We start from the raw sequence: 18,098 nt of genomic DNA on the forward strand, positions 1-18,098 counted from the left end.
TTACATTCCGGGCATTCCTCTAGTGTACTTACCCATTGATTTATCAGTTTCTGATGTAATTTTCTTCATAACGTCATTAACAGCTGCAACAATTAAATCTTGAAGCATTTCAGGATCATCAGGGTCTACAGCTTCTGGTTTAATAACAATATCTTTCATTAACTTGTCACCAGTAAAAGTAACGGTAACCATATCATCAGGTGAGACACCTGTAAATTCTTCAACATTTAAACGATCTTGTTCTGCTGTAACTTGTTTTTGCATCTTTTGCATTTGACGCATCATATTTTGCATATTTCCCATTCCACCGCGCATAATTCAACCATCCTTTATTTAATCATTTTTAATTTCAATATTTTCATCGCCAAAAATGGCAACTGCTTCGTCCACAACTTTATCACTTTTGTCATTTGGTTCAACTGTTTGCTCTGGTTCATCCGGTACGGTCTCTTCTTGAACGATTTCTGGATCTGGCGTAGAAGTGTCACCGTTCTTTCGAGCTTGGATAAATCCTGATCGAACTTGAGGCCAATCCTCATCAGTCACGTATGTAACTTTGAAGCGAGCGCCAGTCAAACGTTCTAAATCACTTTCTAGCGTACTTCGTAAATCGCTGTCGTCGACTGCCTTTTCAAAAAGAAAATCATAACTAAACGAAACAACAACACCAGATTTACTTGCTGCTACAGGACGAGAAACGTGCATTAGAGCACGTTGGGTAACACTCAACATGTTCATTAGGTCTTTCCAGACATCCCTTAACTCAACCAAATTATTCTTAGTAGCCGTATCCAAAATTGGATAAATCTTTGTTAGGTTAGCTGGTGTTTTCTTAGAACTACCTTTTTTAGCAACACTCTTTTTACGAGGCTCACTGGTACGAGTTGTATTAGCCGCAGCAACTGGAGGATTCTTTTTTAATTCCTTCATTTGCTGTTGTAAAACACTCAATTCTTTCTTCAATTGATCTACTTCAGCACCATTTGCACCCTCGTTTGAGGTAATAGTTGATCCCACAGCCGGTACTTGGCGATTTGTTAGCTTGATAGTTAAAACTTCCAAGTAAACATCTGGATGAGTGGTAAATCGCATCTGCTGTTGTGCGTCGTTTAAAATATCAATCATTTGATACAATTCAACACTATCAACATCTTGAGCCTGACTCTTAAATTGATCACTCAATTCTCCTAAATGCTGTTGTTCAACTAATTTAGGATCCTGTTGATATAAGAGTAAATTACGCCCTTCTTCAATCAAGTCTTCAATCAGACGTTGACCATCTTTACCCTCATTTAATATCTGATGCAAAGTTTCTAATCCCTGAGCAGTTTCCTTCTTGAAAATCTGGTCAATATATTGGTCAAGCAACGTTTGATTAACACTTCCGGTTACTAACAAGGCATTTTCCAACGTTACTTCGTTATCACCAAATGACAAAACCTGATCCAAGATACTCAAGGCATCTCGCATTCCACCTTCAGCAGCTCGTGCAACAACTTGCAAGGCTTTGGGATCAAATGTAATCTTCTTCTCGTTTAAGATATAAACCATGCGGTCATAACTTTCTTGAGCTGAGATTCGTTTGAAATCAAAACGCTGAGTTCTTGAAATAATCGTAAGTGGAATTTTTTGAGGTTCCGTAGTAGCTAAGATAAAAATAACATTAGCTGGTGGCTCTTCAAGTGTTTTTAATAGCGCATTGAAAGCTCCAGTTGACAGCATATGAACTTCATCAATGATATAGACCTTATAATCAGCCTCAGTTGGTGCATATTTAGCTTTATCACGAATATCACGGATTTCTTCAACCCCATTATTTGAGGCCGCATCAATCTCAATTACATCGCTCATGCTGCCATTGGTAATCGCCTTACAGCTCTCACATTCATTACAAGGCTCGCCGTCTTTTAAATGATGACAATTAACTGCTTTAGCAAAAATCTTTGCAGCGGATGTTTTACCAGTCCCACGGGGTCCCGTAAACAAATAGGCGTGACTAGTCTGGTCTGTAATTAACGCATTTTTCAATGTTTTAGTGATCACATCTTGTCCAACCATATCTTCAAACCGTTGTGGTCGCCATACTCGGTACAAAGCCTGATAACTCATTGCATTAGTCCTTTCATACTTTAAATTCATTTATTAAAAGAAAGAACCCTCAGTCAGCCGACCAAGGGTTCCTGTTTAATTACTCAATAACTTAAGGCACAAGCCAGAGCAAACTTAGTGCTGCTTCCTTCCGGACCTGACACAATTCGTAAGTCCAACCTTGCCTCAAGGCCTTACGGCAATAACTATAATACTCGAAATTTGATTTAATTTCCACCATTTCGCTTAACTTTTTTTCTTTTTTCGCGAATTGTTTTAAAGAATTCTTTCATAATAGTAGAAGATTCTTCCTGCAGAACACCTTCGGTAACGTTAACCCGATGATTCAATCGATCATCCTCTAAAACTGTATATAAACTCCGAACGGCTCCTGCCTTAGGATCACGTGCGCCAAAATACACCTCAGGCAACTGTGAATTGATAATTGCACCACTACACATTAGGCAAGGCTCAACCGTAACAAACAATTGGCAATCCCATAAACGCCAGCTATGTAAATATTCACAAGCTTCCGTGATTGCTAGTACTTCAGCATGCATAGTCGCATCTTGGCCATGCTCTCGTAAATTATGTCCCCTACCAATGATTTGTCCGTCATGTACCACGACAGCACCAATTGGAACCTCATCAATCATCCAAGCATAGTTAGCTTCAACTAAAGCTTCTTTCATATAATTAACTTGTTCTTCGTTCGTTAATGGTTTCATTTCACACTTCTCAATATATAGTAGCCTTTATTCTTTTTAATAACTTCGGCATTGCCATATGTTTCATTCATTAATTTTTTTGCTGAAGGTGCACCTTGCTTTTTCTGCAAAACAATTAGTAACTGTCCACCATCAACTAAATGATCTTTAGCTTCTGAAATAATCTGATCTACAATTTTTTTACCAGCTCGAACTGGTGGATTTGAAATTATTGATGTGTAATCTTGATCTTGAACCTGTTCATAAACATTTGATTCAAACACTTTGGTTTGTTGATCCACATGATTACTTTTAGCATTTCTTTCCGCTAAACCTAATGAACGGTGATTTACATCCGTCATATGAACCACAAAATCTTGATGTAACTTAGCAATTACGATGCCAATTGGTCCATAACCACACCCAACATCTAGAATTTTGTGATCACTTGTTTGGAAGGAAATCGCTTCTAGTAACGTTTTGGTACCAAAATCAACGTTATTTTTTGAGAAAACACCACTATCTGATGTGAACGTGAAAATATTTTTTAAAATCGTGGCATCCCACGTGCGCTCTGCATGTTCTGCGTTTGGATCCTCTGTAAAGTAGTATTCAGTCATTGAAAATTCCTCCGTTATCTATTAGTATAGTCTAGTAATCTCATTTACAGAACTAGTTTTTCACAAAAATTAAATTAAATCACATAAGCACAACATGTTGTATCTTAATTAAAAAATAGATACATAATGTTGTGTTTTTTCGTTGCTTTTAGTTTCAAATGAGTTATACTTAACTCACAGCAAAAATTCGAAATGAGGTCATCATTATGAGAGAGATAACTGTTTACACTAAAAATAATTGTATGCAATGTAAAATGACAAAGCGTTTTCTATCTGAACACGAAATTCCATTTGTAGAACACAATATTAATACCAATCCTGAATATATTGATACTTTAAAGGAACAGGGTTTTCAATCTGTCCCGGTAGTAAAATTTGCGGAAGATAAAGCGGTATCAGGATTCCGTCCTGATGTTCTAAAACAATTGGCAATCTAAATATTGTATGTTTGGTATAGTCAATTTAAAGAACGTTCCGAGATTTTCAGCTAACGGAACGTTCTTTATTTTTGACTTTTACATACCCTCAGTCAGAAAGGTGAAGTTTATATGGCATTAAAAGACTTGAAAGACGTAACTTATTACGATCTTAATAATGAAATCAACATTCCCGTTAACAATCAGATCCCTCTTGAAAAAGATCACGAAGCGTTAGAGGCATTCTTGAAAGAAAATGTTACAGCAAATACCAAACAATTTTCATCTTTAAAAGAACGTTTCGATTTCTTACTTAAAGAAGACTATATTGAGCCTCAAATCGTTAGCAATTATTCATTTGACTTTATCGAAAAGCTTTATGACTTTTTACGCAATCAAAACTTTAGTTTTAAATCATTCATGGCAGCTTACAAATTCTATGCCCAATATGCCCTTAAAACAAACGATAACCAATATTACCTAGAAAACTTCATTGATCGTGTTGCTATGAATGCTCTTTACTTCGCTGACGGCGATGAAAAACTTGCGATGGGTATTGCTGATGAAATCATTCATCAACGTTATCAACCCGCAACACCTAGCTTTTTAAATGCTGGTCGTAAACATCGTGGCGAATTGGTTTCTTGTTTCTTAATTCAAGCTAATGATGACATGAATTCAATTGGACGTACAATCAATTCTGCCCTACAGCTTTCAAAGCTTGGCGGTGGTGTTGGTATCAACCTAAGCAACCTTCGTGAAGCTGGCGCACCAATTAAAGGTATTGAGGGTGCAGCTAGTGGTGTCGTCCCTGTTATGAAATTACTGGAAGATAGTTTTTCATACGCTAATCAATTAGGCCAACGTCAAGGTGCTGGGGTTGTTTATCTAAGCGTCTTCCATCCTGACATTATCAACTTCCTTTCCGCTAAGAAAGAAAATGCTGATGAAAAGATTCGTGTTAAGACCCTTTCATTAGGTGTGACTGTTCCTGATAAATTCTATGAACTAATCAAGAATGACGATGATATGTACTTATTCAGTCCTTACAGTGTTGAAAAGGTTTATGGCAAACCATATTCATATGTTGATATTACTGAAGAATACGACAATATGGTTGCTAATCCCGATATCAAGAAGTTTAAAGTTAAAGCTCGTAATTTAGAAAATGAAATTTCTAAACTTCAACAAGAATCTGGTTATCCTTACATTGTGAACGTTGATACTGCTAACCGTGAGAATCCTATTTACGGAAAAATCGTTATGAGTAACCTTTGTTCCGAAATTATGCAGGTTCAAACTCCTTCAGTTATCAATGACAAGCAGGAATATACTGAATTAGGAACAGACATCAGTTGTAACTTAGGCTCTACTAATATTGTGAACATGATGAACACTCCTGATTTTGGTAAATCGGTTGAAAATATGGTTCGTGCTTTAACTTATGTAACTGATCATTCTGATATCGCCGTTGTACCTTCTATTCAACATGGTAATCATTTGGCACACACGATTGGTTTAGGAGCAATGGGACTTCACGGTTACCTTGCTAAGAACCATATATACTATGGTGAAGATGATTCAATCGACTTTACTAACGTTTACTTCTTACTTCTAAACTACTGGACTTTGAAAGCTTCTAACAAGATTGCTAAAGAACGTGGTGAAGTATTCTTCAACTTTGATAAGAGTAAATACGCTGATGGCAGTTACTTTGATAAATACTTAAACCAAGATTGGGGTCCTAAGTCAGACCGTGTTGCTGAATTGTTTGATGGTATTGATATTCCAACAAAAGCAGACTGGCAAGAACTAAAAGATGCTGTTATGAAAGATGGTCTCTACCATCAAAATAGAATGGCAATTGCTCCTACTGGTTCAATTTCTTACATTAATGATTCAACAACTAGTTTGCATCCAATCGTAAACCGCATTGAAGAACGTCAAGAAAAGAAAATCGGTAAGATTTACTATCCAGCTCCATACCTTTCAAATGATACTTTGAAGTATTACCAATCAGCTTATGATATTGATATGCGTAAAGTAGTTGATATTTACGCTGCTGCGCAAGCTCACATTGATCAAGGTATGAGTATGACATTCTTTATGCGTTCAACTATTCCTGCCGGTATTTACGAATGGAAAGATGGTCGAACAGACAAGATGACTACTCGTGATTTAAATATTCTTAGAAACTACGCTCATAAAAAAGGTATTAAATCTATTTACTATATCCGTACATTCACGGATAATGATGGTGAAGTTGGCGTTAACCAGTGTGAAAGCTGTTCAATTTAATTACTATAGGAGGAAACTATGGCACAAGAAAACTATGAAGCGATTAATTGGAACCGCGTGTCCGATCAAATCGATAAAGCAACTTGGGAAAAGCTAACAGAACAATTTTGGCTTGATACTCGTATTCCTATTTCAAATGATTTACGTGACTGGCGTGAATTGGACGAAGATCACCGTTGGGTGGTTGGCCACGTCTTTGGTGGTTTGACTCTTTTAGATACGTTACAATCTCAAGATGGAATGGCTGCATTGCGCCATGACGTTCGGACTAAACATGAAACAGCCGTTCTAAATAACATTCAGTTTATGGAATCTGTTCATGCTAAGAGTTACTCATCTATTTTTGAAACTTTGAATACTCCCACAGAAATCGACGAAATTTTCGACTGGAGTGATTCAGAAGAATTCCTACAAAATAAGACTAAGAAAATTTATCAGTTATACCATGACGAATCACATCCTTTGAAGAAAAAGGTTTCAAGTGTCTTCCTAGAAACATTCTTGTTCTACTCTGGATTCTTTACACCGCTTTACTACTTAGGTCATAACAAACTGAACAACGTTGCAGAAATTATCAAATTGATTCTTCGTGACGAATCAGTTCATGGTACTTATATTGGTTATAAATTCCAATTAGGCCTTAAAGAGCTGGGCGAAAATGAACAACAAGAACTTAAAGACTGGATGTTTAACTTCTTATATGACTTATATGATAACGAAGAAAAATATGTTCATAAGTTATATGATCAAGTTGGTTGGACTGACGAAGTTCTTACTTTCTCACGTTACAACGCTAATAAAGCTTTGATGAATTTGGGACAAGATCCACTCTTCCCTGATACAGAAGCTGACGTAAATCCAATTGTTATGAATGGTATCTCAACAGGAACTGCTAACCATGACTTCTTCTCACAAGTTGGGAATGGTTATCGTTTAGGTAATGTTGAAGCTATGAATGATGATGATTACAAAATTTAATGAATAATTAAGAGCCTAACGGATATTTCGTTAGGCTCTCTTTTTTGATTAAGCTATAATAAACCTAAAGTGAGGTGCTTCAGAAATGAAATCAATCTGTGTATTTTGTGGTTCAAATCCAGGTCATAATCCAATTTACAAAGAAGCAGCGGTTGAGTTAGCTTCTAATATCGTCTCAAACAAGTATAAACTCGTTTATGGCGGTGGAAAATTAGGGCTAATGGGAATAATCGCAAATTATGTTTTGGACCACGAGACACCCGTTTTAGGTGTTATTCCTAAAACATTATCTTCAGAACAATTATTGCGTCTCACTGATGAGCAACTGGTCTTAACCAATAGTATTTCCGACCGGATTCAATACATGGTTGATGCGTCTGACGCACTCGTTGTACTCCCTGGTGGATTTGGTACGATGGAAGAACTCTCCAGTGTGTTGTGTTGGAGTGAACTAAGTTTGCATAATAAACCGATTGTACTTATGAATATTAACGGTTACTTTGATAAATACATTAGCTTTCTACAAAATGCTGTGGAAGAAGGATTCCTTGTCGAAGCTAATTACCGGTTATTGAAAGTCGCTACCTCTACCGAAGAAGCCTTTCGTGAAATTAATCTTTACCAACATAACGTGGCGTTTAAGCATTTATCGAATTAATAAAAAATAGACAACAAAAAAGCATATTCCTTCGGAATATGCTTTTTATTTGGGCTAGAGTAGAGTAAATTATTTTACCTCTACGCTTGCTCCTGCTTCTTCTAACTTAGCTTTCATTTCGTTAGCTTCGTCTTCTGAAACGTCTTCTTTAACAGCAACTGGTGCGCCATCAACCATGTCTTTAGCGTCCTTTAATCCAGCACCTGTGATTTCACGAACAGCTTTGATAACTTTGATCTTAGCTGAACCAGCTGAAGTTAATTCAACTGTGAATGATGTCTTAGCAGCAGCGCCATCAGCACCTGCAGCACCTGCAGCAGCTACGGGAGCAGCAGCAGAAACACCAAATTCTTCTTCGATTGCTTTAACTAAATCATTTAAGTCAGAGATTGAAGCACCTTTGATGTCTTCAATGAATTGATCTTTATCTAATGCCATGTTTGTATCCTCCAATTAAGTTATATGGTTTATCCATATTTATATAGTATATTATGCGGCGTCTTCTTCGCCTTTTTGGTCCACAACAGCTTGAAGTGCGTAAGCAACATCTCGAACTGGTGACAAGAATTCGTTTGCAAGCATTGCAAGCAAGTCTTCACGACTAGGCATTGTTGCGAAGGCATTGATCTTGTCAACGTCAGCAACTTTACCTTCGATAACGCCACCCTTGATTTCAAGTTTGTCGTTACTGTCAGCGAAGCTCTTCAAAATCTTAGCAGGTGCTACAGGGTCTTCGTCTGAGAAGGCAACTGCAGAAGGGCCTGAGAAGACTTCTTCCATTCCATCAAAACCAGCTTTTTCAGCAGCACGTACTAAGATTTTGTTTTTGATAACTTCCATCTTAACACCTGCATCACGTAATTGCTTACGTAAGTCAGTAACCTCAGCAACTGTTAATCCACGTGAATCAACAACGATTGCTGCGCTAGCGTCAGTAAATTCTTTAGTGACACTATCAACGATTTCTGCTTTTTTAGCGATAGCTTCTTTACTCATATTAGTTTCACCTCCTGAATTTATTTGTAAGAACAAAAAATCCGTGTTCTCATACGAGGACACGGATAAATTTTATACGTTCCTCGGCAGGTAATATTAAGGTCTAACAAGACCACCTGAGTCTTAGGTAAATTATTCAGTTATAATTCACTCTTAGAAATATATCACACTACCTGGAACCAATCAAGAGCTGATTAAAATTGAGTAAAGTCAACCTTAACACCAGGTCCGAATGTTGATGATACAGAAACGTTCTTAATGAACGCACCCTTAACAGATGCAGGACGTAAACGAACGATTGTATCGTTGATCATGTTTAAGTTACCCATTAGCTTGTCTTCATCAAATGAAACTTTACCAATTGGAACATGAACGTTACCATCACGGTCAGTACGGTAAGTTACCTTGCCGGCTTTTGATTCTTCAACAGCCTTAGTAACATCCATAGTAACAGTTCCGGTCTTAGGGTTTGGCATTAAGTTCTTAGGTCCAAGAACACGACCTAAACGACCAACTTGTCCCATCATGTCAGGTGTTGCAATAGCAACATCGAAATCAAGCCATCCACCTTGGATGCGTTGTACTAAGTCGTCTTCACCGACGACATCAGCACCAGCAGCTTCAGCTTCTTTAGCTTTTTCACCCTTAGCAAATACGATTACAGTTTGTTCTTTACCAGTTCCGTTAGGCAAAACAACAGCACCACGCAATTGTTGGTCAGCTTGTTTTGTGTCAACGTTCAAGTTATAAACAGTTTCAACTGTTGCATCGAACTTTGCAAAATCAACTTTTTTAACTAATTCAAGAGCTTCCTTTGGAGCATATGCCTTATCAGCATCTACTTGTTTTAGAGCGTCTTGATACTTTTTACCTTTTTTAGCCATCTGTGTGTCTTCCTCCTTGCAAAATGTGGTTATAGCGGATTGTCCTCCCACTTGATACATCTATTTTAGTAGAGTATCCGACCATTCGTAATTAGTCTTCGACAACGAATCCCATACTACGAGCAGTACCTTCGATCATGCGCATTGCAGCTTCTGTATCTGCAGCGTTTAGATCTTGCATTTTTGATTCTGCGATTTCCTTAACTTGTGCCTTTGTAACTGTGGCAACTTTGTTAGTGTTAGGTTCGCCTGAACCATGTTCAACACCGGCAGCCTTCTTCAATAGAACAGATGCAGGTGGTGTTTTTGTAACGAAGTCGAATGAACGATCTTCGTACACTGTGATTACAACAGGAATAAGCAAACCAGCTTGGTCAGCTGTACGAGCATTAAAGTCCTTTGTAAATCCCATGATATTAATACCTGCTTGTCCTAAAGCTGGTCCAACTGGTGGAGCTGGAGTTGCTTTTCCTCCAGGTATTTGCAATTTAACGATATTTGCTACTTTTTTAGCCACGCGACATACCTCCTTATAAGTCCGTGTGTGGTAAATGAGGATCTTAATTTCCTCTCCCACTCAATACAATATGCAAAGCATACAAAGAGTAGTTTACCATACAAGTTTAACTATCTCAATCTGAAATTAGTCCAATTTATCAATTTGGTCAATATCAAGTTCTGTACTTGTTTCACGACCAAACATATCGATATCAACTTTAAGTTTCATATTCTTTTCGTCAACTTCAGTAATCTTACCGGTTAAGCCATTGAAAGCACCTTCGATAATCTTAACAAGTTCGCCGACTTCAACATCGATGTCAGCATGACGAGCAGACATACCAAGACGACGCAAGATACGATCAACTTCGTCTGGTAAAAGTGGAGTTGGTTTACTACCGGAACCATGTGATCCAATAAATCCAGTAACACCTGGTGTATTACGAACAACGTACCAAGAATCATCAGTCATAACCATTTCAACTAATACATATCCGGGGAATTCGTTCTTTTTAACAACCTTATCTTTACCGTTCTTTGTTTCATGTTCCTCTTCTTCAGGAACAACTACACGGAAAATGAAGTCTTCCATTCCCATTGACTTAGCACGTGAGTCTAAGTTGTTTTTAACTTTGTTTTCGTATCCTGAATAAGTATGTAATACATACCAGTTTTTTTCTGCAGTTTCCAATTCCACCAGCTCCTTTATACAAAATAAAAAAACTTCGACCAGCGAAGTTTCCTAAGTGAGTTAAGTATAGCAAAGATAAACCCTAAAAGCTATGTTTAAACAAAGAGCTTCAAGAATAACTGTACAACCCAATCTACCAAAGCTAAAAAGATAATGAAGAAGACTGATGTTCCAATTACGGTAAATGAGTCTTTTCTTAATTGACGACCATTTGGCCAATCAACAGCTTTCATTTCGGTTCCAACACTCTTTATAAAACGAAACATATGCGCTTACCTCCTACCTAGTTTCACGATGAATCGTATGTTTATTACAGATTTTACAATATTTTTTTACTTCTAAACGTTCTGTCCGTTGCGGATTGGATGCAACAGTATAGTTCCGTGATCCACAAATAGTACAGGCTAAAGCTACTTTTCTCTGGGGCATAAAAATCCCTCCTAAATATTACTCATAAACTCTAGCATGGTAACCGGTCGGTGTCAATTTGTTTAAACATCAAATAACTGACCACCAAATTTTCTGTGACAACGCCCGATTGCATTAGTGATTTGTTTCAACTCGCAGTCTAGTTCTTCAGCAATGTCACTAGGCTTATAACCATTGAATAACCGACTAGAAATATCTTTTTCAAACTTTGAAAGTTCAGAATGATACTCGGCATAATTTTCTTTTAAGATTAGAGATTTAGACGGATCATGTACTAAACTAGGACGTTCTTTATATGCTTTTAGTGCATTTTCAGGTAATGATTCAAATGAGCAAACTTCCTGGTCCGCTTTTCGCTTAAAAGCTAGGTTGAACCTTACTAAGCTACAAACTCGATTTGAAAAACTCTGTTTAAACAAAGCTCCAATAGTAACGTGTCGTGTAAAATCAAAGCTCATAACTGATTTGTAAAAAACAATCCGACCTTCTTGAATCCAGTCATCCGTGTCAAAATGTTTCAAATGATGTTCCCTCTGGCTTTTAAAAACCACGCCGATATAACGTTGAAATAACGGTTCAAAATACTGAATTTGATTATCTTGAACTAACTTTACCATTGTTTCATCATCTAAACTTTTATACTTTTCACCTTTGTAATTCATTGTGCTCCCCGCACCCTCACAACTATTAAATATACAAGAAGTGTGTAAACACGCCAAGGTGGTTATCGACAAATAAAAAAACTAATTTCTCTCATTTGAGAAACTAGTTTTAAGTGTAATTAAAGTTGATGTCTTGAATTGAAGCCTTGATAAATTAAAAGCCCAGCAGCAACACTAGCATTTAGACTTTGGACTTCCCCAACCATCGGAATCGAAAGCATTTGATCGACATTATCCTTTAAAAGGCGTGCAATTCCTTTACCTTCATTTCCTATGATAAGACCGACTGAACCTTTCGCATCCCAGCGACGATAATCAGTTCCTTTCATATCAGTTCCAAAAATCCAAACACCGCGATCTTTCAATTCTTTAACTGTATTAACAAGGTTATTCACTTGAACCACTGGAACACGTTCAATCGCGCCAGTTGAAGTTTTAGCAACGGTACTTGTTAGTCCTACTGCACGACGTTTTGGAATAATCACTCCATGAACTCCAGCCGCATCAGCTGTTCTTAAAATTGATCCAAGATTATGTGGATCTTCGATGCTATCTAGAATGAGAATAAATGGTTCTTCTTCTCGTTCCTGAGCTAAATTAAAAATATCATCTAAGTCAGCGTATTGGAAAGCTGATACCGCAAGGACAATTCCTTGGTGATTTTGACGATCAGACAAAGTGTCGAGCTTCTTTTTCGTAACGCGTTGGACAATAAGTCCTCGCTTTTCTGCTTTACGTGCCAATTTGTTAACAGCATCTGATTTTAGACCTTCTTGAATGAAGACCTTATTAATCGAGTGGTCACTGTTTAAACTAGCCTCAGCAGCGTGACGACCAATCACAAAATCTGTTTGTTCTGGTTGTTCATTTTGATTATTCAATACGTAATTTTCCTTCCTCAACGTGTTCAATACACCATTGTGCGAACTCTTTAATTCGATCATCTTGATTAGTTAAAGACAAGTAACCCACAATTGCTTCAAATCCAGTTGAAATTCGATAGGTCATGACCGAAGTATTTTTAGCACTCGTATGACTTTTAGCATTCCGACCTTTTTTAAAAGCATCTTGTTCTGCTTCAGTTAGAAAGTCTTCTTCATTCATAGCATCAATTAAAGCAGCCTGTGCTTTAGCCGAAACATAGCGTGTTGCTGTGTGATGCAATCGATTTGGTTTCGTCAATCCTTGCTCAATGAGATGTCTACGAATAAACACTTCATAAACCGCATCACCTAAGTAAGCCAACGCAATCCCATTTACTGCCTGATAATTCACTTCATTAGTCATTCTTTTTTCTCCAACGTGTTCCATTTGGTGTATCTTCCAGTACAATTCCCATTGCTGTTAATTGATCACGAATCTGATCACTAGTTGCAAAGTCGCGGTTCTCGCGAGCTTCGTCACGTTTCTTAATTAGTAAATCAATATCTTGATCATCTGATTCATCCTGCTTTAGTGCTACTCCAAAAACAAGCATCATTGCACTATAACTCTTTAATAAGTCCTTGATTTGATCAGCATTAACCTGTTCAGCTTCACTGTACACATTTAATAATTTAGTGAATTCATAGACCGTTGTAATTCCATTCTGAACGTTGAAATCATCATCCATGTTTGTTTCAAACTGCTTTTTAAGATTTTCAGCTTGTTTCAAAACTTCATAATCTTTTTCACCATCAGCATTCTTCAATCGGTAGCTCAGGTTTACAAAAGCATTTTGAATCTTCTCTAAGTTGTTCTTAGCATCATCTAAATTAGCTTGTGTATATTGGATGGGACGACGATATTGCGTTGTGGCCATGAAGAATCTGAGTACTTCAGGATTAACCTTCTTAACCAAATCATGCACAGTTACAAAGTTTCCAAGTGACTTACTCATCTTTTCATTTTCATCACCAACTGTGACGAAACCATTATGCATCCAGTAACGAGCAAATGTTTTACCAGTCTTAGCTTCACTTTGGGCAATTTCATTTTCATGATGTGGAAACTGTAAATCCTCACCACCACCATGAATATCAAAGGTATCACCTAAATACTTAGTCGACATTACTGAACATTCAATATGCCATCCAGGGCGACCCTTCCCAAATGGTGAATCCCATGAGATTTCATTTGGTTTAGCTGCCTTCCATAAAGCAAAATCAATTGGATCTTCCTTACGAGCCGTTTCTTCATCATCAACATGTTGACTAGCACCTTGTTCGAGTTCATCAATATTTTGATGTGAAAGTTCACCGTACTTTTCAAATTTACGAGCACGATAATATACATCGCCTTCTACTTCGTAAGCAAATCCCTTTTCAATCAAATCTGAAATAAATTCAATGATTTCTGGAATATTTTCAGTTGCACGTGGATTAACTGTTGCAGGTTCAACATTAACTGCACGGACATCTTCCGTAAAAGCATTGATAAACCGATCTGCTAACTCTGGAACTGTGATTCCTTCTTCATTGGCAGTCCGAATCATCTTATCGTCAACATCAGTAAAGTTTGAAACGAACTTAACAGTGTATCCCCTATATTCAAAATAACGACGGATTGTATCAAACGCAATGATACTGCGAGCATTACCAATATGAATGTAGTTATAGACAGTTGGTCCACAGACATACATGCTAACCTGATTTTCTTTAAGAGGCTTAAAATCTTCCTTAGCTCTAGTCATGGTGTTATAAATTTGAATCATCAGCTATCACCCTTTTCGAATTATTTAAGTTCAATTTTAGATTAAATGATTAGTTAAAGCAAAGATTCATGTAAGAGAGTGAAAAAAAAGACGCTTTGACTCTGAGCAATAGCATAGGAAACCGAATGATTCGTATTTGGAATCGTTTGGTTTTCATAGCTATGCACAAGGGTCAGTCTTTTTTTCCCGATTTAATATAGTAAAACCCGTAAATATAAAAAGAGTCCGAAGCAAAAACTAATGTTTTTACTTAGACTCTCTCATCATAATTATTTTTCTTCCAGTTCAGCAATCATAGCCTTCAAGTGTTTCATTGAAAGGTCGTAACCTAACAACTCAAGACTTTCTGGCAATTCTGGTCCGTGCATTTCATGAGTGATGGCAATACGAATTGGCATCCAGAGTGCGCGACCTTTGATTCCTGTTTCTTTTTGAACAGCTTTGATGGCAGCTAAAATATTAACTGTATCGAACAATTCAAGTTCTTCAAATTTCTTTTCCAAACTCTTCAAAGCAGGAAGAGCATTATCAGCAGCTAATTCTTTTTGTGAATCTTCGTCAATTTCGTCTGGTCCATGGAAAAATAGTTCTGCGAACTCAACGATTTGAGCTGTATAACTCATTTGACGCTTGAATAAGTTTACTAACTTACGAGCCCATTCCACTTTTTCAGCAGATGGATTCTTAGCAATCTTATCTGCCTTAATAAGTTGTAATAATGAAGAATGCATAATGCGGTCTTCATCAGCAGCCTTAACATATTGGTTGTTAATCCATTCCAACTTCTTAGCATCAAATGCAGCAGGTGATTTGCTTAAACGCTTTTCATCGTACATTTTAACGAATTCTCTCAAACTAAAGATTTCGCTTTCGCCAACTGGAGACCAACCTAGTAAAATAATAAAGTTCAACATAGCTTCTGGTAAGTATCCTAAACTACGGTATTGTTCAATAAATTGAAGAACACTTTCGTCACGTTTACTTAACTTCTTACCTGTTTCACTATTGATAATCAAACTCATGTGACCAAAGACTGGTGCATCCCAGCCAAATGCTTCATAAATCATCAATTGTTTTGGTGTATTAGCAACATGATCATCACCACGGAACACGTGGCTAATCTTCATCAAGTGATCGTCAACTACAACAGCAAAGTTATATGTTGGCATACCATCACGTTTTTGAATGACAAAGTCGCCACCGATACTGTCAGAGTCAAAAGACACATTACCCTTAACAACATCATCCCAAGCATAAGTTGTATTAACTGGTACTTTGAAACGAATAACTGGTGTAATTCCAGCAGCTTTAGCATCGGCAATCTTTTGAGCTTTTTGTTCAACACTCAAACCTGCATATTCATCCACGTAATGTGGCATTTCACCATTAGCTTTTTGTTCTTCACGTTGAGTAGCTAGTTCTTCTTCAGTCATGTATGATTCGTAAGCTTTACCTTCGTCCATCAATTGTTTGATCAATGGTTGGTAAATATCTTTACGTTCAGACTGACGGTAAGGACCATATTCACCGGGCTTGTCAGGACCTTCATCCCAATCCATACCCAACCACTTCAAATTATCGATCTGACTCTTTTCACCATCAGCGATATTACGACTTTGGTCGGTATCCTCAATTCTAAGAATGAACTTACCCTTGTAATGACGGGCAAACAAATAGTTAAATAATGCGGTTCTTGCGTTACCGATATGCAAATGTCCTGTTGGACTTGGAGCATAACGTACACGAATTTCTTGCTTTGCCAAAATTAACACCTCTCCAAAATTTCTGTTCACAACGTCTTTAATTCTACAATTCTCACTATAATAAATAAAGTTTAATTAGTGTTTTCTTCGGCTTTATCTGAAATACCCTTCGTCGAATGGACTGGTTTCGCAAAAATCATACGGCCAGCATCCGTCTGTAGGGCACTCGTAACAACGACATCAATCTGCTCACCAATATAGAACTTACCGTCTTCAACAACGACCATCGTTCCATCGTCAAGATAAGCAACTCCTTGTTGACGCTCAGTCCCGTTTTTAACAACGTGTACATGTAGCCCTTCACCAGGAATCACCCGTGGTTTTAAAGCGTTGGCCAATTCATTCACGTTCAACACTTGAACATTTTGAAATTGACTAACCTTGTTCATGTTGTAGTCATTAGTAACGACAACGGCATCTTTATCCTTTGCGAGTTGAATAATCTTACTATCAACTTCATCAATATCATCATAGTCGCCTTCATACATTTCAATTGGAATAATATTTTCATTTTGAAGCTTGTTCAAAAAGTCCAACCCACGACGACCACGAACACGTTTGATACTATCTGCAGAGTCTGCAATATATTGAAGCTCATAAAGGACAAAGTTAGGTACCAATAAAGTTCCTTCGATAAATCCAGTCTTAACAAGGTCATAGATCCGGCCATCAATTAAAATGTTCGTATCCAAGATCTTGTAATGATGATAGTTTTCACCAGCTCTACGCGACAAAACTTGGTCGTTACCATCCTTTTTACGGATTTGAAGGACCTTTCGCCATTCATCAATACGAGTTGTTCCAATTCGCAATCCTAAATAGCCTAAGAACAGCATTAAGATTAATGGAATAATCGTATTCACAAAGAAAATCGACGAACGATAAAACAAGGTTGAGATTAATACTGCAATCAACATCCCCACTACCATTGCTGTACTACCAGTAATTAAGTAAAGTGGTGGTGTTTTTGTAACAACTTTTTCTGCCCGATTAACAAGCTTTTCAACGTAGCCGACTAGGAATAATGACAATAACCAGAATATTAACGCGCCTACTAGAAAATTAGTAATCGGATTATTAACCCAGAAAATGGATGAAATACCGAATAGGTCCCACATCCACTGTAGATAGGTTAATCCTAGAGCTCCACCACCAAGGGCAAAAACAGCTCGAATAATTCTTCTTTTCATATTTTAGTTCACCTCCTTTCAAGTAATATCATACTCCAACATTATAACAATTAAAAAAAAGCTAGGAACGATTTTTCCCAGCTTCTTGTTGAATTCTTAAAATGCCATATTTCTTTGATCCATCGTTGACAGTTTGCTTAGTGCTACTTTTATTAAATCCTGAAATGACATTTTTTCATTTTCCGTCTTTTCTTGATTCAATATACTATATCCATAAGTTTCATATTGAATTGTCGCATCCGATACTATTTGAGCTAACATAGCTGAATACGTGTGATAATTAACAAACGCATGACCAATCGACTTTAACATCATAGCCAGTGTTAGTTTAGAATTACTTCCTGCTACTTTTCTTTGTGCCCTGTTTGCCCCATTTATCTCTGCTACAATAATGTATAGCGGCAACCGAATCCATGCACTAATAATCTTAGATTTCACATTTTTCTTATCAAATTGTGTGTAAGTCGTTATCAGCATGCTGACGTAATATAAAACAATAAAAAGACCTATTCCAATAATAATATACAT

At 37.2% G+C, this 18,098-nt stretch carries 22 protein-coding genes, 1 other RNA gene and 1 other annotated feature; of the genes, 4 read left to right on the forward strand and 19 right to left on the reverse strand.

Going from position 1 to position 18,098, the window contains the following annotated elements; translation table 11 throughout:
- The 5 genes from IV88_RS02490 to IV88_RS02505 all read right to left on the reverse strand — a co-directional run bounded on the left by IV88_RS02490 (nt 1) and on the right by IV88_RS02505 (nt 3,415).
- Complete coding sequence (locus tag IV88_RS02490) at nt 1–315, reverse strand: YbaB/EbfC family nucleoid-associated protein (protein ID WP_057798395.1); 315 nt, start codon at nt 313–315, stop codon at nt 1–3.
- 18 nt (nt 316–333) lie between these two features.
- Nucleotides 334–2,109 (reverse strand): DNA polymerase III subunit gamma/tau, encoded by a 1,776-nt coding sequence (gene dnaX / locus IV88_RS02495; protein ID WP_057798397.1) that lies wholly within the window; start codon nt 2,107–2,109, stop codon nt 334–336.
- Nucleotides 2,110–2,194: 85 nt separating this feature from the next.
- An RNA gene (gene ffs / locus IV88_RS09075) (signal recognition particle sRNA small type) lies at nt 2,195–2,281 on the reverse strand.
- Nucleotides 2,282–2,315: 34 nt separating this feature from the next.
- A complete protein-coding gene (gene tadA / locus IV88_RS02500) occupies nt 2,316–2,816 on the reverse strand; it encodes a tRNA adenosine(34) deaminase TadA (protein WP_057798399.1) in 501 nt (166 codons plus the stop codon).
- Nucleotides 2,813–3,415: a class I SAM-dependent methyltransferase gene (locus IV88_RS02505; protein ID WP_057798401.1), complete on the reverse strand. Its 603-nt coding sequence runs from the start codon at nt 3,413–3,415 to the stop codon at nt 2,813–2,815. The genes tadA and IV88_RS02505 overlap by 4 nt, the downstream gene beginning before the upstream one ends.
- A gap of 206 nt (nt 3,416–3,621) precedes the next feature.
- Between IV88_RS02505 and nrdH the strand changes: the two genes are divergently transcribed.
- The 4 genes from nrdH to IV88_RS02525 all read left to right on the forward strand — a co-directional run bounded on the left by nrdH (nt 3,622) and on the right by IV88_RS02525 (nt 7,765).
- The gene (nrdH, locus tag IV88_RS02510) at nt 3,622–3,852 is read left to right on the forward strand and encodes a glutaredoxin-like protein NrdH (protein WP_057798403.1); all 231 of its coding nucleotides are present in this window, start codon (nt 3,622–3,624) and stop codon (nt 3,850–3,852) included.
- A 111-nt stretch (nt 3,853–3,963) separates the two neighbouring features.
- A complete protein-coding gene (gene nrdE / locus IV88_RS02515) occupies nt 3,964–6,129 on the forward strand; it encodes a class 1b ribonucleoside-diphosphate reductase subunit alpha (RefSeq protein WP_057798405.1) in 2,166 nt (721 codons plus the stop codon).
- A gap of 18 nt (nt 6,130–6,147) precedes the next feature.
- Nucleotides 6,148–7,107, forward strand: a complete 960-nt coding sequence (nrdF, locus tag IV88_RS02520; RefSeq protein ID WP_057798407.1) for a class 1b ribonucleoside-diphosphate reductase subunit beta — start codon at nt 6,148–6,150, stop codon at nt 7,105–7,107.
- A gap of 85 nt (nt 7,108–7,192) precedes the next feature.
- Nucleotides 7,193–7,765 carry an LOG family protein gene (locus tag IV88_RS02525; RefSeq protein WP_057798409.1) on the forward strand — a complete coding sequence of 191 codons (573 nt, stop codon included), beginning with the start codon at nt 7,193–7,195 and terminating at the stop codon, nt 7,763–7,765.
- 69 nt (nt 7,766–7,834) lie between these two features.
- On the opposite strand, the gene rplL is transcribed toward IV88_RS02525, so the two are convergent.
- The 14 genes from rplL to IV88_RS02595 all read right to left on the reverse strand — a co-directional run bounded on the left by rplL (nt 7,835) and on the right by IV88_RS02595 (nt 18,098).
- Nucleotides 7,835–8,203 (reverse strand): 50S ribosomal protein L7/L12, encoded by a 369-nt coding sequence (gene rplL, locus IV88_RS02530; protein WP_057798411.1) that lies wholly within the window; start codon nt 8,201–8,203, stop codon nt 7,835–7,837.
- A 51-nt stretch (nt 8,204–8,254) separates the two neighbouring features.
- Nucleotides 8,255–8,761, reverse strand: coding sequence for a 50S ribosomal protein L10 (gene rplJ / locus IV88_RS02535; protein WP_057798413.1), 507 nt, complete (start codon nt 8,759–8,761; stop codon nt 8,255–8,257).
- A 25-nt stretch (nt 8,762–8,786) separates the two neighbouring features.
- Nucleotides 8,787–8,907: a sequence feature (ribosomal protein L10 leader region), on the reverse strand.
- A gap of 48 nt (nt 8,908–8,955) precedes the next feature.
- Nucleotides 8,956–9,645 carry a 50S ribosomal protein L1 gene (gene rplA, locus IV88_RS02540; protein WP_057798415.1) on the reverse strand — a complete coding sequence of 230 codons (690 nt, stop codon included), beginning with the start codon at nt 9,643–9,645 and terminating at the stop codon, nt 8,956–8,958.
- 91 nt (nt 9,646–9,736) lie between these two features.
- The gene (gene rplK / locus IV88_RS02545; RefSeq protein ID WP_057798418.1) at nt 9,737–10,162 is read right to left on the reverse strand and encodes a 50S ribosomal protein L11; all 426 of its coding nucleotides are present in this window, start codon (nt 10,160–10,162) and stop codon (nt 9,737–9,739) included.
- A 126-nt stretch (nt 10,163–10,288) separates the two neighbouring features.
- Complete coding sequence (gene nusG / locus IV88_RS02550) at nt 10,289–10,834, reverse strand: transcription termination/antitermination protein NusG (protein WP_057798420.1); 546 nt, start codon at nt 10,832–10,834, stop codon at nt 10,289–10,291.
- Between the two features lie 95 nt (nt 10,835–10,929).
- Nucleotides 10,930–11,100, reverse strand: a complete 171-nt coding sequence (gene secE / locus IV88_RS02555) for a preprotein translocase subunit SecE (protein ID WP_057798422.1) — start codon at nt 11,098–11,100, stop codon at nt 10,930–10,932.
- A gap of 13 nt (nt 11,101–11,113) precedes the next feature.
- Nucleotides 11,114–11,263: a 50S ribosomal protein L33 gene (rpmG, locus tag IV88_RS02560; RefSeq protein WP_057798424.1), complete on the reverse strand. Its 150-nt coding sequence runs from the start codon at nt 11,261–11,263 to the stop codon at nt 11,114–11,116.
- 62 nt (nt 11,264–11,325) lie between these two features.
- Nucleotides 11,326–11,925: a hypothetical protein gene (locus tag IV88_RS02565; RefSeq protein WP_057798426.1), complete on the reverse strand. Its 600-nt coding sequence runs from the start codon at nt 11,923–11,925 to the stop codon at nt 11,326–11,328.
- A 119-nt stretch (nt 11,926–12,044) separates the two neighbouring features.
- Nucleotides 12,045–12,806, reverse strand: coding sequence for a 23S rRNA (guanosine(2251)-2'-O)-methyltransferase RlmB (rlmB, locus tag IV88_RS02570; protein WP_057798428.1), 762 nt, complete (start codon nt 12,804–12,806; stop codon nt 12,045–12,047).
- On the reverse strand, nt 12,799–13,212 hold the full coding sequence (locus IV88_RS02575; RefSeq protein ID WP_057798430.1) for a Mini-ribonuclease 3: 414 nt from the start codon (nt 13,210–13,212) through the stop codon (nt 12,799–12,801). The genes rlmB and IV88_RS02575 overlap by 8 nt, the downstream gene beginning before the upstream one ends.
- Nucleotides 13,205–14,617, reverse strand: a complete 1,413-nt coding sequence (gene cysS, locus IV88_RS02580) for a cysteine--tRNA ligase (RefSeq protein WP_057798432.1) — start codon at nt 14,615–14,617, stop codon at nt 13,205–13,207. The genes IV88_RS02575 and cysS overlap by 8 nt, the downstream gene beginning before the upstream one ends.
- A gap of 269 nt (nt 14,618–14,886) precedes the next feature.
- Complete coding sequence (gltX, locus tag IV88_RS02585; protein ID WP_057798434.1) at nt 14,887–16,380, reverse strand: glutamate--tRNA ligase; 1,494 nt, start codon at nt 16,378–16,380, stop codon at nt 14,887–14,889.
- Nucleotides 16,381–16,451: 71 nt separating this feature from the next.
- Complete coding sequence (locus IV88_RS02590) at nt 16,452–17,570, reverse strand: PIN/TRAM domain-containing protein (RefSeq protein WP_057798436.1); 1,119 nt, start codon at nt 17,568–17,570, stop codon at nt 16,452–16,454.
- A gap of 96 nt (nt 17,571–17,666) precedes the next feature.
- Nucleotides 17,667–18,098 (reverse strand): hypothetical protein, encoded by a 432-nt coding sequence (locus tag IV88_RS02595; protein ID WP_057798438.1) that lies wholly within the window; start codon nt 18,096–18,098, stop codon nt 17,667–17,669.

This window comes from Pediococcus argentinicus, from assembly GCF_001437605.1.
GTDB classification, from domain to species: Bacteria; Bacillota; Bacilli; order Lactobacillales; family Lactobacillaceae; genus Pediococcus; species Pediococcus argentinicus.

What these genes read in the sequence shown, in the direction of transcription:
- rplL (WP_057798411.1), bottom strand. Translation starts at nt 8,203, where the DNA reads ATGGCATTAGATAAAGATCAATTCATTGAAGACATCAAAGGTGCTTCA.
- tadA (WP_057798399.1), bottom strand. Translation starts at nt 2,816, where the DNA reads ATGAAACCATTAACGAACGAAGAACAAGTTAATTATATGAAAGAAGCT.
- IV88_RS02575 (WP_057798430.1), bottom strand. Translation starts at nt 13,212, where the DNA reads ATGACTAATGAAGTGAATTATCAGGCAGTAAATGGGATTGCGTTGGCT.
- IV88_RS02525 (WP_057798409.1), top strand. Translation starts at nt 7,193, where the DNA reads ATGAAATCAATCTGTGTATTTTGTGGTTCAAATCCAGGTCATAATCCA.
- nrdE (WP_057798405.1), top strand. Translation starts at nt 3,964, where the DNA reads ATGGCATTAAAAGACTTGAAAGACGTAACTTATTACGATCTTAATAAT.
- dnaX (WP_057798397.1), bottom strand. Translation starts at nt 2,109, where the DNA reads ATGAGTTATCAGGCTTTGTACCGAGTATGGCGACCACAACGGTTTGAA.
- rplJ (WP_057798413.1), bottom strand. Translation starts at nt 8,761, where the DNA reads ATGAGTAAAGAAGCTATCGCTAAAAAAGCAGAAATCGTTGATAGTGTC.
- secE (WP_057798422.1), bottom strand. Translation starts at nt 11,100, where the DNA reads ATGTTTCGTTTTATAAAGAGTGTTGGAACCGAAATGAAAGCTGTTGAT.
- IV88_RS02505 (WP_057798401.1), bottom strand. Translation starts at nt 3,415, where the DNA reads ATGACTGAATACTACTTTACAGAGGATCCAAACGCAGAACATGCAGAG.
- IV88_RS02490 (WP_057798395.1), bottom strand. Translation starts at nt 315, where the DNA reads ATGCGCGGTGGAATGGGAAATATGCAAAATATGATGCGTCAAATGCAA.
- IV88_RS02595 (WP_057798438.1), bottom strand. Translation starts at nt 18,098, where the DNA reads ATGTATATTATTATTGGAATAGGTCTTTTTATTGTTTTATATTACGTC.
- IV88_RS02565 (WP_057798426.1), bottom strand. Translation starts at nt 11,925, where the DNA reads ATGAATTACAAAGGTGAAAAGTATAAAAGTTTAGATGATGAAACAATG.
- cysS (WP_057798432.1), bottom strand. Translation starts at nt 14,617, where the DNA reads ATGATTCAAATTTATAACACCATGACTAGAGCTAAGGAAGATTTTAAG.
- rpmG (WP_057798424.1), bottom strand. Translation starts at nt 11,263, where the DNA reads ATGCCCCAGAGAAAAGTAGCTTTAGCCTGTACTATTTGTGGATCACGG.
- rplA (WP_057798415.1), bottom strand. Translation starts at nt 9,645, where the DNA reads ATGGCTAAAAAAGGTAAAAAGTATCAAGACGCTCTAAAACAAGTAGAT.
- IV88_RS02590 (WP_057798436.1), bottom strand. Translation starts at nt 17,570, where the DNA reads ATGAAAAGAAGAATTATTCGAGCTGTTTTTGCCCTTGGTGGTGGAGCT.
- nrdH (WP_057798403.1), top strand. Translation starts at nt 3,622, where the DNA reads ATGAGAGAGATAACTGTTTACACTAAAAATAATTGTATGCAATGTAAA.
- nrdF (WP_057798407.1), top strand. Translation starts at nt 6,148, where the DNA reads ATGGCACAAGAAAACTATGAAGCGATTAATTGGAACCGCGTGTCCGAT.